Source organism: Bradyrhizobium ottawaense, assembly GCF_002278135.3.
Classification (GTDB): Bacteria; Pseudomonadota; Alphaproteobacteria; order Rhizobiales; family Xanthobacteraceae; genus Bradyrhizobium; species Bradyrhizobium ottawaense.
Genome location: NZ_CP029425.2, coordinates 5,439,007 through 5,458,574 on the forward strand (window position 1 = coordinate 5,439,007; position 19,568 = coordinate 5,458,574).

Genomic DNA, 19,568 nt, shown 5'->3' on the forward strand with positions numbered 1-19,568 from the left:
TTCCCTCAATCGATCTGACCCGTTTCACGTCCCGCCGGCAGCATCGCCGGCCGCTCGACGCTGCTCTCGATCTTGACGCGCCGCCCTTCATCGGCGGAGGTCTGGAACGCCTCCATCACCTCCAGCACGTGAAACGCAAGCGCACCGCTGGCGCGGTGCGGACGGTTGTTCAGGATCGCGGATGCCATGTCGGCGACCCCGATGGAGCGGAACTCACCCTCGACATGGCCGTGCGTCAACGGCATCGTTTCCCATTCGCCACCGGTCCTGGCGAGGTGCACCTCGCCGCCGAAACGGTTCGGGTCCGGCACCTGCATGCTGCCCTTGTCGCCATAGATCTCGATCGGCGCATGCCGGTGCTTCGGTACATCGAAGCTCATCGCGATCGAGATGACTGCTCCGCTCTCGAATTCAAGCGTACCCGCGACATGGGTCGAAACCTCGACCGGGATCAGCGTGCCGTTCATCGGCTGGCTGGTGACCAGGCGCTCCGATTTCGGCCTCGCGGTCGAGCCCATCACGCTCGCGACCGGGCCGAGCAACTGCACGAGATCGGTGATGTAGTACGGCCCCATGTCGAGCATCGGCCCGCCGCCGCGCAAGTAATAGAAGCCCGGCGCCGGGTGCCAGCGCTCATGGCCGGGGCAGCCGAAGAAGGCGCTGCCCGCCACCGGCGTGCCGATCGCGCCGTCGTCGATCAGCTTGCGGGCGGTCTGGTGCCCGCCGCCGAGGAACGTGTCGGGCGCGCAGCCGACGCGCAGGTTCTTCTGTGCGGCGAGATCGATCACCTTGCGGGCTTCGGCGGCGTTGATGCCGAGCGGCTTCTCGGAATGGACATGCTTTCCGGCATTCAGCACCGCCAGACTGACGTCGGTGTGGGCCAGCGGCACCGTGAGATTGACGACGACCTCGACGTCATCGCGTCTGAGCAATTGATCGACCCGCATCGCCGGCAGCCCGAAAGCGGCACCCTGCCGCTCCGCGACTTCACTGCGCATATCGGCGAGCGCCCTGACCTCCATGACCGGGAAGCGTTGCGCCGCCTTGAGATAGGCGGTGCTGATGACACCGCAGCCGATGATTCCAATTCCGACTTTTCTCATTGTGGTCTCCGTAAGGTCCGTTTATCCCTTGACCGCACCTGCAGTGAGGCCGGCAACGATGTGCTTCTGCGCCAGAAGGAAGAGAATGATCGTCGGCAGGATGGTCAACGTGATGAAGGCCAGGATCAGGTGCCATTCGGACGAATACTCGCCCTGATAGACCATGATGCCGAGCGGCCAGGGATAGAGCGCATCCGTGTTGAGCATCACCAGCGGCAACAGATAGGCGTTCCAGCTGTTGACGAAGGTGATGGTCCCGACGGTCGCCAGGATCGGCCGCGACAGCGGCAACGTCACATAGCGGAAGAACTTGATGTAGCTGCAGCCGTCGACCAGCGCAGCCTCGAGCAGTTCATAGGGAATGTCCTTGAAGAAACGCCGGAGCAGCAGCACGCTCATCGCGAGGCTGAAGGCCACCTGCGGCAACGCAACGCCGAAATAGGTATCGAGCAGCCCGAGATCGCGCACCTTGATGAACAACGGAAGCACCGCAGTCGCCGCCGGAAACAGCAGGCCGAGCGTGAGATAGCTCAGCAGCATCGAGCTGCCGTAGAACCTGACATGGGCAAAGGTGAACGCCGCCATCGAGGCCGTGATCAGGGTCAACACCACCGCGAGCGACGATATGATCAGCGAATTGCGCAGGAGCTGCCAGTAGCGCGCGGAGAACAGGATGTCGGAATAATTCTGCCACTCCCAGTGACGCGGCAAACCGAACGGGTTGACACGCAATTCGCCGAGCGATTTGAAGCCGCCGAGCAACGTCGCGAGCAGCGGCACCAGCACGAAGATGGCCACGATGGCGAGGAACACCGCCTTGAACAGCACGGCGGGATCGACCGGCGTACGAGAGATCTTCGCACTACTCATCGCGCATGAACCAACGCTTGTAGGTAAAAGCAAAGGTCACGCAGATCGCGAACAAGATGACGCCGATGGCGCTGCCATAGCCGACCCGCATGCGAGAGATGCCGTTGTTGTAGAGGAAGCTCACCATCGTGTTCGAGGAGTCCGCAGGCCCCCCGCGTGTCAGCGGCATGACGAGGTCGAACAGCTGCAGCGAGCCGACAATGGCGAAAAACACCGAGAGGCGAATCGTCGGATAGAGCAAGGGAATGACGACATGGCGCAGGGCTTGCAGCCGCGTCGCACCGTCGATGCGCGCCGCCTCGATCAGGCTCTTGTCGAGGCTCTGGAGCGCCGCGATGAACAGCATCATGTGGAAGCCAAAATACTTCCACACGATCACGATCAGCACGGCCAGCATCGACGTGTCGGTCGAGGCCAGCAGGTGCGGCGGCTCGGCGCCGAAACTGCGCCAGATCGAGGCGACGAGGCCGTAGTCACCGTCATAGACGAAGCTGAAGATCAGCCCGGTCGCGATCTCGGCCAGGATATAGGGCATGAAGAACAGCATGCGCAGCGCCACCGACCCGCGAAAGCGTTCGGCGAGCATCAAGGCCAGCGTCAGAGCGAGCGGCAGCTGGACCGCGAGCGAGACCGCAATAATCAGCCCATTGTTGCGCAGCGCGAGCCAGAAGGCGCGCGTCTCCAGCACGAAGCGGTAATTGTCGAAGCCGATCCAGTTGGTCGGCCTGCCGAACCCGTTCCAGTTGAAGGCCGAATACCAGGCGGCCTCGCCGATCGGCAGCACCACGAACAGCGTGAACAATAGCAGCGCCGGCGGCAGGAACAGGATCAGGACCGTGAAGCGGCCGTCCCAAGCCGGGCCGCGGACCGCGAGCGAAGAGAACGGTGTCTCCGCAACGCCAATCGCGGGGGAATTCGCGATACGCCGGGCCACCGTCAGTTGCCCTGCTTCCACGCCGCCTCGATCGCCTTCGCCGCATTCTGCGGGCTCATGCTGCCACCGGCGATCTCCGCGGTGACGTCGTTGACGACGCGGCCGACCGACGGACCAAGGCTCTGATCATAGAAGTTCTGGTGGTAGTTCGACTTCGCCAGATTGGCCGCGATCAGCTTCATGAAGGCATTGTTGAGACCAGCGTCCGCGCCCTGCACCACCGGGATGATGAAGTTACCCGCCGCAAGTCGCGTCTGCACGTCCTTCGAGACGAAGTACTTCAGGAAATCGACCGCCTCCTTCGGCGAGCCTTTCGTGACCAGCCAGCCGGTGATGCCGCCGAGCGTGTCGGTGGGCGCGCCCTTGCCGCCTGATACCACCGGGAAGTCGAACCAGCAGATCTTGTCTTCGCTCAATCCGACCTTGTCGGCGGCGAGAGCGCGCTGCAAATGATAGACCGTGCTGATCGCGAGCGTCATCGCCGCCTTGCCGTCGCCGAAATAGCCGACGGCCTGCGGATTCTTGAAACCAAGGAAGCCATTCTGGAACGGCTGGAGATCGACGAGTTGCTTGAACAGCTCGCCGGACTTCTGGAAGGTCTCGCCGGCGAAGCCGCTGTCCTCGCCGCGCAATGCAGCGTCGAATGCCGGCTTGCCGCCGATGCGCACCGCAAGATGGGTCCAGTAGAAGTGCAACGGCCATTTGTCGGCGCCGCCGACCACGATCGGGGTCACGCCGGCGGCCTTCAGCGTCTTCACCGCCGCAAGCAGATCGTCCCAGCTCTTGATCCCGGCAGGATCGACTTTCGCCTTGGCCATCAGTTCCTTGTTGCAGAGGAAGCCGACCTGCGACAGCGCGGTCGGCAGACCATAAACGCGGCCGTTAGCGGTGAACGCGGCGAGCGCGGCCGGGGTGAGACTGTCGCTGTATCCCTTCACCTGTTCGGTGATGTCGTCGAGAACGCCTGCCTCGATCTGGGTCTTCAGGACGCCGCCGGCCCAGCTGTAGATGATGTTCGGCCGGTCCTTGGATTGCAGGATGGTCGGCAGCTTGGCCTTGTAGGCTTCGTTCTCGAGAAACTGCATCTCGACCTTGACGCCAGGATGGGAGGCCTCATAGGCGCGCGCGACCTCCTCCCAGATTTTCACCTGGGCCGGATTTGCCTCGATGTGCAGCCACTTTACGATCGTGTCGGCTGCGGCGACGTCGGCCAAAAGCAGGCATGCGGCAGCGGCGAGTCCCAGCTTCCCGAGCAGTCTCATCACATCTCCTCCCGACCGGATCTTATTCTTTGCCGCGATCCTGCTCCCGATTTTTGAGGTGCGCAACTAAAATTCTGATCTACGCACCTCAGCCAGACGAGGTGGAGGCCTGCGGCGCGCAGTCGCGAATGTGTTCTGACGCTGAGTTGATTTCAGCCGCTCGCTGCCGGCAAGCTCGTCGTCTGCTGCGGCATGCCAGCGCGGTCGACAAGCAGATCCGTGAGCCCCGCTCCAAACCACATGCCGCCAAGCACGAGCCAGGCGGTGAGTGCGAAGACCGAGGCACCGGTCACGCCGGCGCCGACCGCGCAGCCGCCGGCCAGCATCGCACCAAACCCCATCAGCACCGCGCCAAGCAGATAGCGTCGCATGCCGAGCCCGTCGGAGAATCCCTCGAGCCTCAGTTCGTGCGCACGCGCCGCGGCCAGAAACGAGCCGAGGAATACGCCGGGGACGATGCCGAGGTCGAAGCCGAGCCGGAGCTGCGCGCTGTTGAGCACCAGCATCAGCAACTCGGCCGAAGGCCCGCTGAATGTGAGGCTCTTCAGCGTCACCGGCGCGAAGGAAGCCTGCGACAGCAGGTAGGTGAAGAGCCAGCCGGCGACGACGGCCGTTCCGGTTGCGAGCGCGGCGAGGATCAGCCGGCGCGGCAACCGGCTGCGAAAGGCGAAGGCCAGCCCGGCAATCAGCCACAAACCTCCGAATGCTAGCTTCTCGGGCGTGCCGGCACCGAACATGGCCATGATGTCGCGCGACGGACCGCCATCGACCAGCCACAGGTTGGTCACCCATTCACGGGCGGGCGACAGCAGGCCGCGATAGGAGGCTTGCGCGGTCACGGCAAACACCAGCCCCGACAACAACGCCCGGAGGTTTCCGTTCGCCGAGAGCACCAGCAGCCGGCTGGCGCAACCCCGCGCCAGGATCATCCCGCAACCGAACATCACGCCGCCGAGGAGAGCGCCGGAGATACTGCCCTGCTGCGCGAGCTGGCGCGCCTCGGATATTTCGAGCCAGCCGAGCGCGACAAAACCTTGCGTGCCGACCAGCGCCGCGGCAAAGGTCAGCAGCCAGACTGCAAGGCGCCGGCCGCCCTCGCCGCGGGAGAATTCGACCGCCGCGGCACGCAGGCAGAAGCGGCTGCGCTGCGCGAAGAACCCGAACAGACCTCCGACCACGAGGCCGCCGAACCATGACAGCGAATCTTCACCCAAGAGATCGATGATCGGCGTCAGCACGTCCGCCTCGGTTGTTCCTGCGAGCATGCAATTCTAGCGATCGCGTCGTCGCGTCCCATGAGCCAGATCAAGGCTCGACGTCTCAGGATGCCGGAGCGGAGCGGCCTCATGGCCGTAGATAAGCATATCCCTGCTGTTGCAGCTCGACGAGCCGCACCACGCCGCCCTTCTCGGCCACCACGAAGCCGGGCGTGAGATCGTCCAGCTTGACGCCCTGCGCCTTCATCGTATTGGCGCAGGCATCGAAGCCGACGCCGGCATCGACGAGCTTCGTCATCATCGTAACGGTGTGGTCCTGTGCCGCGAGTGCGTGGAAGGCACGCAGCGCCGGCCCGTGCACGACCAGCCTGATGTCGGCCTTGCCAGGCCCGCCGACGCCGTCGACATGGTTCTGCAGATTGCCCAGAACGAAGACGACGCGATCGGCATCGGCGAGATGATAGACGACGCGCTGCCGCGCGGGCGTTTCCGTCGCCGCGGACGCCTCGCGCACCGCGAACGCACCAAATAGCCCGGCAAGGCTCGCGCGAAGCATGGATCGACGCTGCATGGTCCCCCTCCTATCGTGCCTGCTTGATGAACTCGGCGATTCGATCGGCGACGTCTTCCGCGAACAGGTCGCGGAAGAAATGATCGGCATCCTCGATCTTGTCGAGCTGCACTCTGCCCCCGCTCGAACCAGCAAGCGAATCGAAGGCCTGTGCTACATCGGGCACAACGCTATCCTTGGTGGCGGCGAGCACCAGCACCGGCAGCTTCACGCGCGCTACGAGCGCGGCCGTGTCCTGGCCGGCATCGGGACCGTAGAATGACGCAAAGGTCCGCGCGGTAACCACGGCATTGCGGCAATAGACGAAGCCCGGCACGTCCATCCACTCCCCGCCGCGGCCGGCCGCAACCGCCTTGGTTGCCAGCTCCAGAAACGGTTCGAGCGGCTTGCCATAGGTCTTGGCGTAGGAGGCGCGCAGATCAGCCTCGGCCTTCGCGGTCACCGGCGCCAGCAACACCCCACCCGCCACCGGCGTGGCTTCGCTTGCAACGAGATACCGTGCGACCTGGTTGCCGCCGCGCGAATGGCCGAACGCGAAGACGAGCCGGGACATGCCCCTCGCCCGCGTGACCCAGGCGCTGATCTCCGCAACTGCATCCTCAACGACATAGTCATGCCGCGCGGTACAGTCGTACATGCCCTTGCGGCGATCGAGCCCCAGCGACAGCGTATGGGCGAGCGAAGCGATGCCGCGCTGCTCAAGCGCCTTGGCAACGCCCTGAATGACCTCCATGTCCTTGTGCGCGAGCGTGCCGTGGGTCATTACGACAAGCGGCGTATCGGGTTTCGTCGAGGCTGGCGTGCGCAGTGTTGCGAGCGTGGTGCGGCCGTCGACCGACAACTCGAGCTCCTGCTCGGCCGCATATGCGGACCCTGCGAACGCGAGCAAGACTGTCAGTGCTATCAACCATCGCATCAGCAGCTTTCTCCTCAGGGCCGGACAATTGTCCAGTTTTTCTCCGCCAAATCCATCAGCGCGGCAACCCCAACCTGCGTGACGCTGACGCCATCGATCAGCGGCGGCCGCTTGTCCTCCTTCGCCGCCAGCGTCTCCAGCGTGTTGCCGCAGGCGATGAAGCTCACATTCGGCATCGATTTCAGGAAATTCCCCAGGCGCTCCTTCACCGGCGAGCGGTCCGCGAGCAGCATGTCGAGGCCGCCGTTGAAAGCGACCACAGCGATTTCGACGTCCTCGCCCTGTCCGGAATAGTGCCGCGAGACGTTGGCCGCGACATCGAGCACGGCACGCATCTTGACCGGGTCGTCGTCGCTGATCTGCAGCGCGAGCCTGTGAAATTCGGCCGCCTGGGCCGCGGCGGGACGGATTGCGATGAGCGAGCCAACAGCGAGAGCCGCATGCAGCAGCGCGCGGCGGTTCGCCCGGCCGTGTATCACTCCACGCCCCGCGACTTCTTCTCCTTGCCGTCCTCGGGCGTCACGTCGATGGCGGCAGCGCGCCCGATAATCTTCACCGGGGCGACGCAGTTATTCATGCAGGGGTCTTTCTGCCAGAACGACTTCTCGGTGGTGGCGCGGTCGTCCATCACGAACCCCTGCTCGTTCGGCATCTTGATCGTCGCAAGGGTCTTCTTGTTCAGCTCGAAGTTTTGATCGGTGACGACGTCGTTCAGATAGAGGACGTACGCGACCAGCGCATAATATTCATCGACGGACAGGGATCCCGTATTGCCGTAAGGCATGGCGTGACGGACGTAGTCGAACACGGTGGACGCGTAGGGCCAGTACGAGCCCACGGTCTTGACCGGATTGTCCGACGTCAGTGAGCCCTTGCCGCCGGCCAGCACCGGCCAGCGGCCGTTCCCCTCGCCGAACTCCCCGTGGCAGCTCGAGCAATTGTCCATGAACAGCTTTTCGCCCTGCATGGCCGTGCCCTTGCCTTCCGGCAGGCCCTGGCCGTCCGGGCGCACGTCGATATCCCAGCCGCGGATCTCGTCCGCGGTCGGCGCGCGGCCGATGTGATAGCGGGGACCGCTCTTGGCGTCCGCCTTCTGCTGTGCAAGCGCCGGCGCGCTCAGCGCACAGGCGAGCAGCGCGGCTGCAACGAACTTAAGCGACTTCGACATTCTCGACCTCACCATTGGCCTGCACATGCCAGGTCTGGATGCCATTGTTGTGATAGATGGAGTTGACGCCGCGGATCTTGCGCAGCTCCGCCTTGCTCGGCTGCACGTAACCCGTCTCGTCCTGCACGCGCGATTGCAGCAGCAGCGGCTCGCCGTTCCAGTCGAATTCGTAGTAAAAACGCGTCAGCGCCTTGTCGAGAACGGGCCCGTCGAGCCGCGCCGGCCACCAATTTCGGCCGCCGTCGAGCGACACGTCCACGCGCTTGACCTTGCCGTTGCCGCTCCAGGCCAGACCCGAGACGATGGTAAAGCCTTTGCCGTGCTTGATCGGCGCTTGCGGGCTCGGGCTGGTGATCACGGACTTGGCGTCCATCGACCAGGTGAAGCGGCGCGCCTTGCCGCTCGGCATGAGGTCCGTGTATTTCGACGTCTCCTCGCGAGTGTGCCAGGGCTGGTCGCCGACCTTGATGCGGCGCAGCCACTTGACCCAGAGATTGCCCTGCCAGCCCGGCACCACAAGCCGCATCGGATAGCCCTGCTCGGGATAGAGCGCCTCGCCGTTCATCTTGTAGGCGATGATGCAGTCGTCGAGCGCCTTCTCGATCGGCAGGCTGCGGTCCATCGCAGCCGCGTCGGCGCCTTCGACCAGCAGCCACTTGCCGCTCGTCTTGACGCCGGCTTCCTCCAGCAGAGTGCGCAGCGAGACGCCGGTGTACTGCACGCAGTGGATCATGCCGTGGGTGAACTGGCAGCCATTGAGCTGGGCGCCGCGCCACTCCATGCCCGAATTCGCCGCGCACTCCATGAAGTGGATGCGGTTGACGCGCGGATAGCGCTTCAGCTCCTCCAGCGTGAGGATGAGCGGACGCTCGACGAGGCCATGGATCATCAGGCGATGATCGGCCGGATCGACCTCGGCGATGCCGCCGTGATGGCGTTCGAAGCAGAGGCCGTTCGGGGTAATGATGCCTTCGAGTTCGTGCAGCGGCGTGAAGCTCACCGAGGATTCTCGCGAGGCAGTCAGCCATTCGACGTCGCGCCGGACAACGTCCTTCTCGAAGTTCGACGGCTTGCCATACGGGCGCACCGCGACGCCCTCGCCGAGCGACTTGGTCCATTCCGGCACATTGGGCGGCTGGTTAGCGGGATTTCCGCCTGCGGCCGCCGGCCTTGCCAGCATCGTGGCCGCGACGCCGGCCCCGGCGGCCAGGAAGCTGCGACGGGATTGACTGTCCATCTTCGACATCGCTTCTTACGCTCCGGTAACTTTGACGGCCCGGTTGGGCTCGAGCCGAACGGTTTTCTGTTGCGTCAGGTAGTTCGCGACGACGTCCCAGATCGGCGGCCCTTCGGTTCCTTCGTTGACGCTGGCCCAGCCGGCGACCTGATATTCCCTGGCGGGCTCGATCGGCGTGCCGGTCTTGAGGACCTGCATGCCGGAGATGCGCTGCCCCTGCGGCTTGGCGACGTCGATCGCGTAGGAGAGCCCGCCGATCCGCACCATATCGCCGCCCTGTTGATAATAGGGATCGACGTTGAAGAGATTGTCGGCAACGTCCTCGATGATCTCCTTCAACCGCGAACCGGTCATGCCCATGCGGTAGACCGCGGGATAGGTGATCGCGGTGGCGTTGGTGACATCCTCGAAGGTGACGTCCTGCCCCGGCAGCACGCTGGTGCCCCAACGGAAGCCGGGTGAGAGCGCGATCTCGGCGTCGCGTTCCTGCAGCAGCGCCTGGCAGATCAGATCGTCGAACGTACCGTTGAAATTGCCGCGCCGGTAGAGCAGCGAGTCGGTCTTGCCGAGCACCTTGGCCAGATCGGAGGCGAAGGGTTTGCGGACCTCGGCGATCTTCGCGGCCATCTCGGCGTCCGCCGTGATCACATCGGAGAACAGCGGAATGAGCTTGTACCTGAAAGCCTTGACCTCACCGTCGCGAACATCGAGATCGAGCCGCGAGACGAACTTGCCGGACGAGCCCGAGGCGATCAGCAGAGTCTTGCCGACTTTGACAGCCTCGGGCAGCGCGTCATGGGTATGCCCGGTCAGGATGACGTCGATGCCCTTGACGCGGCTCGCGAGCTTGCGGTCGACATCGAAACCGTTATGCGACAGCAGCACGACCAGTTGCGCGCCGCCCTTGCGCGCCTTGTCGACCTGCGCCTGAACGTCCTCCTCGCGCACGCCGAACGACCAGTTCGGAATCATCCAGCGCGGATTGGCGACCGGCGTATAGGGGAACGCCTGGCCGAGCACCGCGATCTTGACCCCGCCGCGCTCGATCATGGTCGAGGCGTCGAACGCCGCCTCGTTCCACTCGGTGTCGCGGATGTTGAGGCCGAGGAACGGGAAGCCGAGGCCTTCGATGGCCTGCTTGACCCGATCGGCGCCGTAGGTGAACTCCCAATGGCCGGTCATGGCGTCGGGCTTGAGCAGCGCCATGCAGTCGATCATGTCCTGACCGCGCGTCTTCAGCGAAGACCACGAGCCCTGCCAGGTGTCCCCGCCGTCGAGCAGCGCGACCTTGTCGCCGCGCTCGGCCCGGATCGCCTTGATCACGGTCGCGGCACGATCGAGGCCGCCGATCCGGCCGTAGCTCTTCGCAAGGGCCTCGAAATCCTCCGAGGTCAGGGCATAAGCCGCCGACGAGCCGGGCGCGATGCCGAACCGGGCGAGAAACTCCTTGCCGGTGACGTGCGGCGGAAGGCCCTTGGCCTCGCCCACGCCGAGATTGGTCGAGGGCTCGCGGAAATAGAGCGGCATCAGCTGACCGTGGATATCGGTCACGTGCACGAGCGTGACGTTGCCGAGCGGCTCGAAGGCCAACAATTCCTTTTCAGTCAAGCGCTGCTGGGCGAACGCGCGGGTCAGGCCGGAGCCCGCACCGGTCGAGAGCCCCGCCGTTGCCGCGGCAACCTGAATGAACTCGCGGCGAGAGATCATGCGCAATACTCCTGCAAGCTCAACGTTTCAGTTGCGCACCGACGGCGTCTCGACCGGCAACCCGATGCCGCGCCAGGCCACATAGAGCTCGAGCGCGAGGAACTCGTCCGAGAGCGGCTTGAACGGCTCGGCGCGTACGTCGAACATGCAGCCTTCGAACCGCTCATGCAGCGGCACCAGGCGCTGGTCGCGCAACCGATAGGTCGGAAAGCCGTTGGTCTGGCCCTGGCTCAGGAAGTCCGCGCGCATGAACTTGCCGTTGTTGCGCTCGTGGCAGGACTCGCAAGCGAGATCGAGCTGGCCGTAGCGCGTGTAATAGATCTGCTTGCCGCGATCGAACCAGGGCGACATCGGGCCGTCGGTCTTCACCGCGACCTTCATGCCGTGCGACTGGTAGCGCACGAACGCTGTCATGTCGGTCAGCTCACGGGATTTGAACTTCCAGGGCTCCGCCTTCATGTGCTCGCTGCGGCAGATGTTGATGCGCTGCTCGAGGTTGACCGGCTTCTTCAGCTTGTCGTCCCATTTCGGCATGGCGGCGCCGACGCCCTTCATGCTGGTCTCGGCTTCGCCGTGGCAGCTCATGCAGGACTTGCCCTCACCGCCCTCGACCTTCTTCCAGACATCCGCCGCGCGCTCCACGGCGAGGAAGCCCGGATTTTCGAGATCATCGTCCTGCAGCGCGCGGGTCTCCTTGCTGCGAAACTCGTAGCCGGAGATGATGGTCTTGAAGACGTGGCCGGGCGGCGCCGCGATGCCTTTGCGCTCGGCGTCCTCTGCGACAGCGAGCGTCGCAACCGACGCGGCGGCCACGACCAGAGCGGCCAACCCAACAAATCGTCGCGCCATTGCGTGCCTCCCTCAATGCGCGATGCGCATCATGCCTTGAGCGCAATCTTCTCTTCGGCCGTGATCACCGTGCCGTCGTCATCCGTCCAGGAGAACTTGAACGTGCCGGCTTCGTCGACCCGCGCGTCGAACTGGACGTAGGGATTGGCCGAGATCGCCGGTTCGAGCGCGCAGGAGAACACCGGCTTGCCGTTGAACTCGCAGGCGAACTTGTTGATGATCTTGCGCGGAATGGCCTTGCCCTGTGCGTCCTTGCGCTGGCCGGATTCCATGACATGCGAGACCAGGGTCTTGATCTGGATGACCTCGCCCTTGGCCGCTTCCTTGGGAAGCTTGATGCGCGGTTTGTCTGCCATTGTTCCTCTCCTGACGCCCTTAGCCGCCGCAGCCGCCGATAGTGACCTTGACGGTCTTCTGCTCCATGAACAGCGAACCGTCACTCATCTTCGCGACCGCAATCACGTTCTGCGTGGTCGCGAGCCGGATCCGGATCGAGGCTTCCGCCTTGCCCGACAGCGCTGTGAACGACAACGTCGCCACGCCCGCATTGGGGTTGCCGTCCGCGATGATCAGAACGTCTTTCACATAGGCGTCCGCCGTCATCGGGCTCTCGATGTTGATCGACAGCGGCACGGTGTTGCCGTTCTCCGCGATCTCCGGCAGGTCGAGCGCGATCTTTCCCTTGGCAGGCTGCTTGCCGCCGGTGAACGTCTCGATCCATTTCGCCGCATCGCCCGTCACTTCGGCATCGGCTGCCATGGGCATCAGCGTCAGCATGACGAAGCCGCCCCCGAGCGCAAATGCCTGCCGTCGATTGATGGCTTTCATTCCTGATCCTCCTCGCTGTCAGTTCAGCGTCTTGAGAAAAGCGATGACGTCCTCGACCTGCGCGGCCGTCAAAATGGATTTGCCTACGAATTCCGGGCGCACCCGGCTGAGGCCGTCGTTCCTGAAGAACGCCGGCATGACGGTGTTGGTGAAGATGCGCTTGGGGTCGGCGACAATGAGGCGCAATTGCGCCTCGGTGTAGCGGCCGGCGACATCGTCCAGCGACGGACCGAACTCGCCGTGGAATTCCTCGGACTTCAGGCTGGTGACCTGATGGCAGGCCAGGCAATTGCCGAGCGTGCGGGTCAGAAACACCTTCTTGCCGGCGGCGGCATTTCCTGGCGCGCCGGTCAGGGATTTCGGCACGGAGTCGTTGACGATTTCGAGCCTGATCGGCTCCTTGTTCGGCTCTTGCGCCAAAGCGCTTCCGGCCGACAGACAAAGTGCAAACGCAGCAGCAAGCGAGCGCCGCATGTTCCCTACCCTCGGATCGCGGGGTGACCCCCGCTCTTGGTTACGACGGACTCACAATCCATCAAATTCATTTATTATGATATGTTCATATAAACGCTGACGTCAAGCGGAATTCGAAAGGCGCTCATGGTCAGCCGTTCGCGGCCAGAAACTCCCGGAACGAGCCGCGCTCGTAAGCGCGCTCCCGCACGAAACGAAACATCGCCAGGAAGTGCGGCGGCTTGAGATAGCCGGGTGCCCGCGCCACCTCGCGCGCCATCGCGTCCTTTGCTTCGAGGCCATCGGCGGATGGCGGAAAAAACTGAAAGGTCGGCGTGAACCGGATCCCGTATTTCTGGGCGAGCTCTTTCTCTGTCAATTCCTGGCGATCGAAGTCCGTCACCTTGCGCGAGCCGATCAGGTTGAGCTGCAACACCTCGAAATTGTCGCGGATGTAGCTCGCGATGCCGGCATCGGCGAAGTTCACCAGGTGCGTCTCGCGGCAATAGGGGCAGCCGCGCAGCTCCCACATGATGGCAAGGCGCTTGCCGCCGGCCGCAGCGCTATCCAGGTCCTCGCGCAGATCGAGGAAGCTCTGCAGGAACCAGGGCTCGTGATAGAGCCCGTCTTCTCCGACGGCGGGCTCGGCCGCCGCCGCGCCGCGGCCGGCCAAGGCCACGCCTGCTGCGAATGCGAGGACGCCGCGTCGCGTCGGCGTGCGAAGCGACGTCGGGGTTTCGTGTATCGGAAGATCTTGCGCGCTGCTCATTTTCATTATGATATTCGAATACACGAATGTGACAAGGAGATCCGATCTTGCGCTGCACCATCGTGCTGCTGGCATGGCTGGCCTCGAGCGCGCTCGCGCTCGGTGCGGAAGCCGATAGACTTGCGGATGTCGCATCGGCGATGGCGCCGATCATGGCCAATCTGCGCACCGCTGCGAGCTATGCGCGCACCGGAAATATCGCGCTGGCACAGATCGAGACCGACGAGGCGGTCGCCGGGTGGAAGCGGCTCGCTTCCCTGCCCGCTGACGGACCGTCCGAGTTGTCGAGATTTTTCGACGGAGGTCGCGAACGGCTGGCGACGGCGACGGCTGCACTGGACCGCGGAGACGATGTCGCCGCCGGCCGCGAGCTGCTTGCGCTCCGGCAGGCTTCTCACGCGCTCAGGCGTCGCGCAGGCCTCTACGATCTCGGCGATTGCATCTTCGAGATCGCGCCCGCCATGGAAACGCTGCGTGTCGCAGCCATCGGGTATGGCGAACGGCCGGCACCCGCAAACGCCGAGGAGACCGTTGCCACTGCAGGCGCGTTCCGCGATCGGCTTCAACGCTGTAACGAATGGGCAAACAGCGAGATCGCGGCCCAAGGTGAATTCCGCCGCCTGATCGACGGCGCAATCGCCAGCAGCGGCGAGATCGCTCATGCCGCGATGGCGGGCGACGGCCCCCTCGTGCATCGTTACCTCATCGAGTTGCAGTCCTTTGCCCAGTTGCTCGACTTCCGTTACGGCTAGCCTCAGCCGATGCTGGTCAATGCAGGGAAATACTCGAGCAGCCATTGCGAGACCGCGGGCATCAAGCCGGTCAGGAACATCAGACCCGTCGCCACCAGGAATACGCCCATCGTCTTCTCGATCAGGCCGAGATGCCGGCGCACACGACCGAGCGCGGCAATGAAGCGGCCGGTGAAGGCCGCCGCGATCAGGAAGGGAATGCCGGTCCCGACCGAATAGGCGAGCAGCAGCAGTGCGCCCCGCCCAGTCGTGTCCTCGGATCCCGCCATCAGCAGCACGGCGGCGAGGATGGGGCCGGCACAGGGCGTCCAGCCAAACGCAAAGGCCAGGCCCATGACGAAGGCCCCCGCCACGCCGGCCGGGCGGTTGTCGACCTGCACGGTCGCGCTGCGATAGAGCAGCGGAATCCTGAGCAGCCCCAGAAAATGCAAGCCCATGACGATGATCAGCCCGCCGGCGACGATGCCGAGCGTCGACAGATGCACGGAAATGAAGCGTCCCGCGATCGAGGCGGTCGAGCCGAGCGCGACGAACACCAGCGAAAAGCCCGCCACGAAGGCCAGCGCGGAGAGCAGGATCCGTGGCCGCAGATCCGGCCTGTCGCCGGATAGATCCGTGACCGAGACGCCGGCCATGTAGCACAGGAAAGGCGGCACCAGGGGCAGGATGCAGGGCGACAGGAACGACAACAGGCCCGCGACGAAGGCCGCACCAAGCGTGACGTCCAAGGTCATTTCCGCCCCATCCCTAGCACATATACGAATTTAATGATATAAGCCCCAGGGACGTTTGCAAGCAAGTCCGCAAAGGGCCGGTTACGCAGCATGAACAGAATCGTCGTTTTGCTCGCCCTGGCCGTCGGGCTCGCGCTGCCCGCGATGGCCTCGCGCGCCGCCGAGCTCGTCATGCTCGAGCGCGCTGGCTGCGTCTGGTGCGCGCGCTTCAACGCCGAGATCGCCCCGATCTACGGCAAGACCGACGAAGGCCGGGCCGCACCGCTGCGACGGGTCGACCTGAACAGGCCCCTTCCCGCCGATCTCGCCGGAATCGATCCGGGTCCCTTCACGCCGACCTTCGTCGTGGTACAAGAGGGCCGTGAGATCGGGCGCATTCGCGGCTATCCCGGCGATGCCTTCTTCTTCGGCCTGTTGGACCGAATCCTGTCAAACACGGGATCGGAACCCGGGGGGTCGTGACCACCTTGCGGATTTTCTGAGAGGAACTTGACGCGATGCCGTTGCCAAAGCTGAAGGATATCGAGGGCTCCGCCGAACTCGAGCAGATGATCGAGAAGGCGCGCGAGGCCAGCGACATGCTCAAGGCGCTGTCGCACGAGTCCCGATTGCTGCTGCTCTGCATCCTCGCCGAGGGCGAGAAGTCCGTGACCGAGCTCGAGCAGTTCCTGGGCGAACGCCAATCGACCGTCTCCCAGCAGCTCGCGCGGTTGCGGCTCGATCGGCTGGTGACGACCCGCCGCGACGGCAAGACGATCTACTACAGTCTCGCCAGCGAGGACGTTCGCAAGATTCTCACCGCCGTCTACGACGTGTTCTGCGAGCCGGTACGCCGGCGCCGCCGGTAGTTCTCCGCGCTGGATTTTCGCGCCCCACCGGCGCAGACTACCCGCAAGGCAGAACCAAAAACGAAGCGGGAGGAATGCTGAGCCCTTCGACCATAGCGTTTGCATGCGGGCTTGCCGCCGGCGCCGTGCTCGGCGTTGCCGGCCGAGCGGGTCGTTTCTGTACGCTGGCGATGCTCGAGGACGCATTCTTCGGATCGGATTTTCGTCGGCTGAAATCCTTCGCGCTGGCCGCGGCAGTCGCCCTGCTCGCGACCCAGGCGCTCGCCGCGTTCGGCATTGTCGATCTGTCGCGGTCAATCTACCTCACGGCGTCGATCGGTCTTGGCGGTGCGATCATCGGCGGTCTGATGTTCGGCGTCGGCATGGCGCTGGTCGGCACCTGTGGCTTCGGCACGCTGGTGCGCGTCGGTGGCGGCGATCTAAGGGCCATCGTGGTCTTTCTCGTGCTCGGCCTGTCGGCGCTCGCGACCATGCGTGGCATCACCGGCATGCTGCGGCTGATGCTGATCGAGCCGTTGTCGGTGAGGCTGCCCGAGGGAAGCACCCAGACCTTGACGTCGCTGCTCGGCGCAGGCAGCGCGATGCGCGCGATCCTCGTCGTGGCGATTTCCGCCGCGCTGGCCTTCTGGGCCCTTGCGGATGGCAGGCTGATCCGGTCGCCGCGGCTGCTCGCCTCCGGTCTTGCCGTCGGCGCAGCAATCGCGTTCGGCTGGTTTGCCACCGGATGGCTTGCCGACGACGAGTTCGATCCCGCGCGGGTCTCCTCGCTCAGCTTCGTGGCGCCGCTTGGTGATGCCATCCTTTACGTCGCCACCTTCTCCGGCGCGCGGCTCAATTTCGGCATCGGCTCGGTTGCCGGCGTCGTCGCAGGCTCGTTTGCCGCCGCGATGCTCGCGCGCGGCTTCCGCTGGGAAGCGTGCGACGACGCTCGCGAGTTGAAGCGTCACATGATCGGCGCGCTGCTGATGGGCATCGGCGGCATCATGTCGATGGGCTGCACCATCGGTCAGGGCCTGAGCGCGCTGTCGACGCTCGCGGTTTCGGCCCCCGTCACGATGTTGGCCATCGCCTGCGGCGCGCGCCTTGGGCTCGAGTTCACGATGACCGGCGAGTGGCTGCCGGCGGTGCGCAGACTGTTCGGGGTCTCGACCTAAATCGAAAAACGCGGATCGGCGTCAAATCGCCGTCGAACTGCCGGCCTCGTATCCTCCTGCAACCCGGTTGCCCCTTCAAGCATGACGGCAGACACACCTTCGCATTCTCGCGGCGCAATTCGCCCGAGCTTTGCTTCGTCTCGCGACCCTCATAGCCAAGAGGGCGCAGGGAAGGCCGGGTGCTGGCTCGCACCCGCGGTCCGCTGCGCGAAAAGCGCACGCAGAAAGAACCGCACAGCAGCATACAGGTGGTGCCGATCACTCGGCCTTCCCTGCGCGATGGTCGGACGGCTTATGCCGTGATCTCCCGGGAGCCGACCATTCCTTCTGGCCTCCCTCACCCCACGAATTGGATGATGCAGTCTGCCCGGTTGGGCTCGCTCGCACCTTCGCAGGACTTGACCGTAGCAACGACGGCCAGGACCACACGGTTTTGCCGTACGCACGGCCCGCCATTTCGCCGCAGTTTTTCCAGCCCTGTCGACGAAGCCGGAAACTTACAGACGAGACGAAGCCTAGCAGCGCCGCTCGTCGCACGAAGCCTCGGGCTCACAGGGACTACCCGCCCTGCCCGCGCCTCTCGTGCCGGCGCTGCCGCGTCCACCGCAAGCCCGGCTCGCGATGCGTGACGACACATGATCGCCCCTCTTGGGTGAGCCGGGATGGGCAACACATACGCCGAAACCGAATTTCGGTAAAGTGGAATATTTCTGCGCGCGGGGATTGACAGAGGGCGACACAGGCACGGTTCCGTCGGATCGGCTCATCCACGTCTCCCAGTCGACCTCGCTTCAACCCGCTTATCGACGAAGCGCAAGAGCCTCGTTTGCGCCCTCAGTCGTGAGCGCCCGACATTTCGTCGTGCTTCAAGTGCCGCCTGCGGATATTGCGGGTGACGATCCAGACCACGGCCACGGCAACCGGCACGAAGATCGCGGTTGCCAGCGAAGGCTCGACATGCAGGCCACCGTCGTGGGCCCCCTTGGCGAGGTAGCCGAACAGGCTGACGACGTAATAGCCAATGGCCGCCACCGACAAGCCTTCGACCGTGCTCTGCAGCCTCAATTGCAACCGGGTGCGCTCATCCATCGAGCGCAGCAGATCGCGATTCTGCTCCTCGAGCTCGACATCGACGCGTGTGCGCAACAGATCAGCCGCGCGCGCGAGCTTGATCGACAGATCCGCCTGCCGGTCCTCCATCGTCGCGCAGGTGCGCATCGCAGGTGCCATGCGGCGGGCGAGGAAGGAGGACCAGGTCGGATAGCCCGCGATCTCGCCGCCTTCGATCACGGCGAGGCGGGCCTGCACGATGTCGTTGTAGGCGCGGCTGGCGCCGAACCGGAACGAGCTGCCGGCAGCTCCCCTTTCGAGCGAAGCCGCCAATGCCGTCAGTTCCGTCAGGAGATGATTGTTGAGCTTGAGATCCTCGGCACCCTGCATCTCCTCGAGCACTTCGACGAGCCGTCGGCCGATATGGTCGACAGAGGGCGCAAGCTCGAGCGCGGCGGGCAGACCGAGCAGCGCCAGCGTGCGATAGGTCTCGATCTCCAGCACACGCTGCACGAGGGCGCCGAGCCGGCCGGGCGAGAGGCCGTCGTTGCAAACGAGGATGCGGACGAAGCCCTGATCATCGGTGCGAAAGTCGGATGCAACGACGGCGGGACCGCTGCGGACCGCGGCGATGGCGAGACTGCCTCTCTCGAACAGCTGCTGCGCACGCTCCAGCGCCGCCGAAATCTGCTCGACCTCGAGCTTGACGGTGACCAGCAATTGGCCCGATTGCCGCAGAGACCGGATCAACGCGGCCGGCTCTTCACCGATCTCGCCGAACCGGCGCGCGGGCGTCTGCGGGCTGCTCAGGATCCAGGTGAAGGTGCTGAACTCCGAGTGTTGCTCCCAGCGCAGCTGGGTGTCACCGATCGTCACCTGGTGATGCTTTGTTCCGGCGTCCGGCGGCGCCTGCCCGTGCGACATACAAAATGCCACGAAGCTCTGCCGGTCCGCCGCAGCGACCTCGCCTTGGCCGAGAAAGGCAAAGCGCAGCACCGTGACCGGCGCCGTCAACCGGGTGAATGGGCGTGCATGCACCTCGGCCAGCACCGCACCGCGCTGCGGATGCAGTTCGAAGTCGGCGAGATCGAGGTCACGGTTCATCGACGGTCCCCTGGTGCGCTGTCAGGCCGCGATGTGCCGCCA

At 64.5% G+C, this 19,568-nt stretch carries 22 protein-coding genes; 4 read left to right on the forward strand and 18 right to left on the reverse strand.

Annotated features, from left to right (window positions below; all coding sequences use genetic code 11):
* Window positions 1-5: 5 nt before the first annotated feature.
* From CIT37_RS26045 to CIT37_RS26120, 16 genes are all read right to left on the reverse strand, one after another.
* Window positions 6-1,103: a Gfo/Idh/MocA family protein gene (locus tag CIT37_RS26045; RefSeq protein WP_038970456.1), complete on the reverse strand. Its 1,098-nt coding sequence runs from the start codon at window positions 1,101-1,103 to the stop codon at window positions 6-8.
* Window positions 1,104-1,124: 21 nt separating this feature from the next.
* Window positions 1,125-1,973 carry a carbohydrate ABC transporter permease gene (locus CIT37_RS26050; RefSeq protein ID WP_038970457.1) on the reverse strand — a complete coding sequence of 283 codons (849 nt, stop codon included), beginning with the start codon at window positions 1,971-1,973 and terminating at the stop codon, window positions 1,125-1,127.
* On the reverse strand, window positions 1,966-2,907 hold the full coding sequence (locus tag CIT37_RS26055; protein WP_028143572.1) for a carbohydrate ABC transporter permease: 942 nt from the start codon (window positions 2,905-2,907) through the stop codon (window positions 1,966-1,968). Before CIT37_RS26055 ends, CIT37_RS26050 begins: the two co-directional genes overlap by 8 nt.
* Before the next feature lie 2 nt (window positions 2,908-2,909).
* Window positions 2,910-4,169: an extracellular solute-binding protein gene (locus CIT37_RS26060; protein WP_095426553.1), complete on the reverse strand. Its 1,260-nt coding sequence runs from the start codon at window positions 4,167-4,169 to the stop codon at window positions 2,910-2,912.
* Window positions 4,170-4,321: 152 nt separating this feature from the next.
* Window positions 4,322-5,407, reverse strand: coding sequence for a YeeE/YedE family protein (locus CIT37_RS26065; protein WP_095426605.1), 1,086 nt, complete (start codon window positions 5,405-5,407; stop codon window positions 4,322-4,324).
* A 106-nt stretch (window positions 5,408-5,513) separates the two neighbouring features.
* Window positions 5,514-5,957, reverse strand: a complete 444-nt coding sequence (locus CIT37_RS26070) for a DsrE family protein (protein WP_095426552.1) — start codon at window positions 5,955-5,957, stop codon at window positions 5,514-5,516.
* A gap of 10 nt (window positions 5,958-5,967) precedes the next feature.
* Window positions 5,968-6,873: an alpha/beta hydrolase gene (locus tag CIT37_RS26075; protein ID WP_095426551.1), complete on the reverse strand. Its 906-nt coding sequence runs from the start codon at window positions 6,871-6,873 to the stop codon at window positions 5,968-5,970.
* Window positions 6,874-6,887: 14 nt separating this feature from the next.
* A complete protein-coding gene (locus CIT37_RS26080) occupies window positions 6,888-7,322 on the reverse strand; it encodes a DsrE family protein (RefSeq protein ID WP_246554407.1) in 435 nt (144 codons plus the stop codon).
* A 26-nt stretch (window positions 7,323-7,348) separates the two neighbouring features.
* Window positions 7,349-8,041: a c-type cytochrome gene (locus tag CIT37_RS26085; RefSeq protein ID WP_038948986.1), complete on the reverse strand. Its 693-nt coding sequence runs from the start codon at window positions 8,039-8,041 to the stop codon at window positions 7,349-7,351.
* On the reverse strand, window positions 8,025-9,287 hold the full coding sequence (soxC, locus tag CIT37_RS26090; protein ID WP_095426549.1) for a sulfite dehydrogenase: 1,263 nt from the start codon (window positions 9,285-9,287) through the stop codon (window positions 8,025-8,027). Before soxC ends, CIT37_RS26085 begins: the two co-directional genes overlap by 17 nt.
* Window positions 9,288-9,293: 6 nt before the next feature.
* Window positions 9,294-10,985: a thiosulfohydrolase SoxB gene (gene soxB / locus CIT37_RS26095; protein ID WP_095426548.1), complete on the reverse strand. Its 1,692-nt coding sequence runs from the start codon at window positions 10,983-10,985 to the stop codon at window positions 9,294-9,296.
* 27 nt (window positions 10,986-11,012) lie between these two features.
* Entirely contained in the window at window positions 11,013-11,834 is an 822-nt protein-coding gene (gene soxA, locus CIT37_RS26100; protein WP_028143564.1) for a sulfur oxidation c-type cytochrome SoxA, read from the reverse strand.
* A gap of 29 nt (window positions 11,835-11,863) precedes the next feature.
* Window positions 11,864-12,190: a thiosulfate oxidation carrier complex protein SoxZ gene (gene soxZ / locus CIT37_RS26105; protein ID WP_018316049.1), complete on the reverse strand. Its 327-nt coding sequence runs from the start codon at window positions 12,188-12,190 to the stop codon at window positions 11,864-11,866.
* Window positions 12,191-12,209: 19 nt separating this feature from the next.
* A complete protein-coding gene (gene soxY / locus CIT37_RS26110) occupies window positions 12,210-12,662 on the reverse strand; it encodes a thiosulfate oxidation carrier protein SoxY (protein WP_028143563.1) in 453 nt (150 codons plus the stop codon).
* Between the two features lie 18 nt (window positions 12,663-12,680).
* Window positions 12,681-13,136, reverse strand: a complete 456-nt coding sequence (soxX, locus tag CIT37_RS26115; RefSeq protein WP_038948994.1) for a sulfur oxidation c-type cytochrome SoxX — start codon at window positions 13,134-13,136, stop codon at window positions 12,681-12,683.
* Between the two features lie 130 nt (window positions 13,137-13,266).
* On the reverse strand, window positions 13,267-13,884 hold the full coding sequence (locus CIT37_RS26120) for a SoxW family protein (RefSeq protein WP_095426604.1): 618 nt from the start codon (window positions 13,882-13,884) through the stop codon (window positions 13,267-13,269).
* A gap of 47 nt (window positions 13,885-13,931) precedes the next feature.
* On the opposite strand from CIT37_RS26120, the gene CIT37_RS26125 reads away from it, so the two are divergent.
* The gene (locus CIT37_RS26125) at window positions 13,932-14,636 is read left to right on the forward strand and encodes a hypothetical protein (RefSeq protein WP_049806594.1); all 705 of its coding nucleotides are present in this window, start codon (window positions 13,932-13,934) and stop codon (window positions 14,634-14,636) included.
* Window positions 14,637-14,638: 2 nt separating this feature from the next.
* Here the strand turns inward: CIT37_RS26125 and CIT37_RS26130 are convergent, their stop codons facing one another.
* On the reverse strand, window positions 14,639-15,370 hold the full coding sequence (locus CIT37_RS26130; protein ID WP_038948997.1) for a cytochrome c biogenesis CcdA family protein: 732 nt from the start codon (window positions 15,368-15,370) through the stop codon (window positions 14,639-14,641).
* Between the two features lie 90 nt (window positions 15,371-15,460).
* Between CIT37_RS26130 and CIT37_RS26135 the strand changes: the two genes are divergently transcribed.
* The 3 genes from CIT37_RS26135 to CIT37_RS26145 all read left to right on the forward strand — a co-directional run bounded on the left by CIT37_RS26135 (window position 15,461) and on the right by CIT37_RS26145 (window position 17,372).
* On the forward strand, window positions 15,461-15,832 hold the full coding sequence (locus CIT37_RS26135; RefSeq protein WP_095426546.1) for a thioredoxin domain-containing protein: 372 nt from the start codon (window positions 15,461-15,463) through the stop codon (window positions 15,830-15,832).
* Window positions 15,833-15,867: 35 nt separating this feature from the next.
* Window positions 15,868-16,218 carry an ArsR/SmtB family transcription factor gene (locus tag CIT37_RS26140; RefSeq protein ID WP_018316042.1) on the forward strand — a complete coding sequence of 117 codons (351 nt, stop codon included), beginning with the start codon at window positions 15,868-15,870 and terminating at the stop codon, window positions 16,216-16,218.
* Between the two features lie 74 nt (window positions 16,219-16,292).
* Window positions 16,293-17,372, forward strand: coding sequence for a YeeE/YedE family protein (locus tag CIT37_RS26145; protein ID WP_038948999.1), 1,080 nt, complete (start codon window positions 16,293-16,295; stop codon window positions 17,370-17,372).
* 834 nt (window positions 17,373-18,206) lie between these two features.
* Here CIT37_RS26145 and CIT37_RS26150 read toward each other — a convergent pair.
* Window positions 18,207-19,526: a DUF3422 domain-containing protein gene (locus CIT37_RS26150; protein ID WP_095426545.1), complete on the reverse strand. Its 1,320-nt coding sequence runs from the start codon at window positions 19,524-19,526 to the stop codon at window positions 18,207-18,209.
* Window positions 19,527-19,568 lie beyond the last annotated feature (42 nt).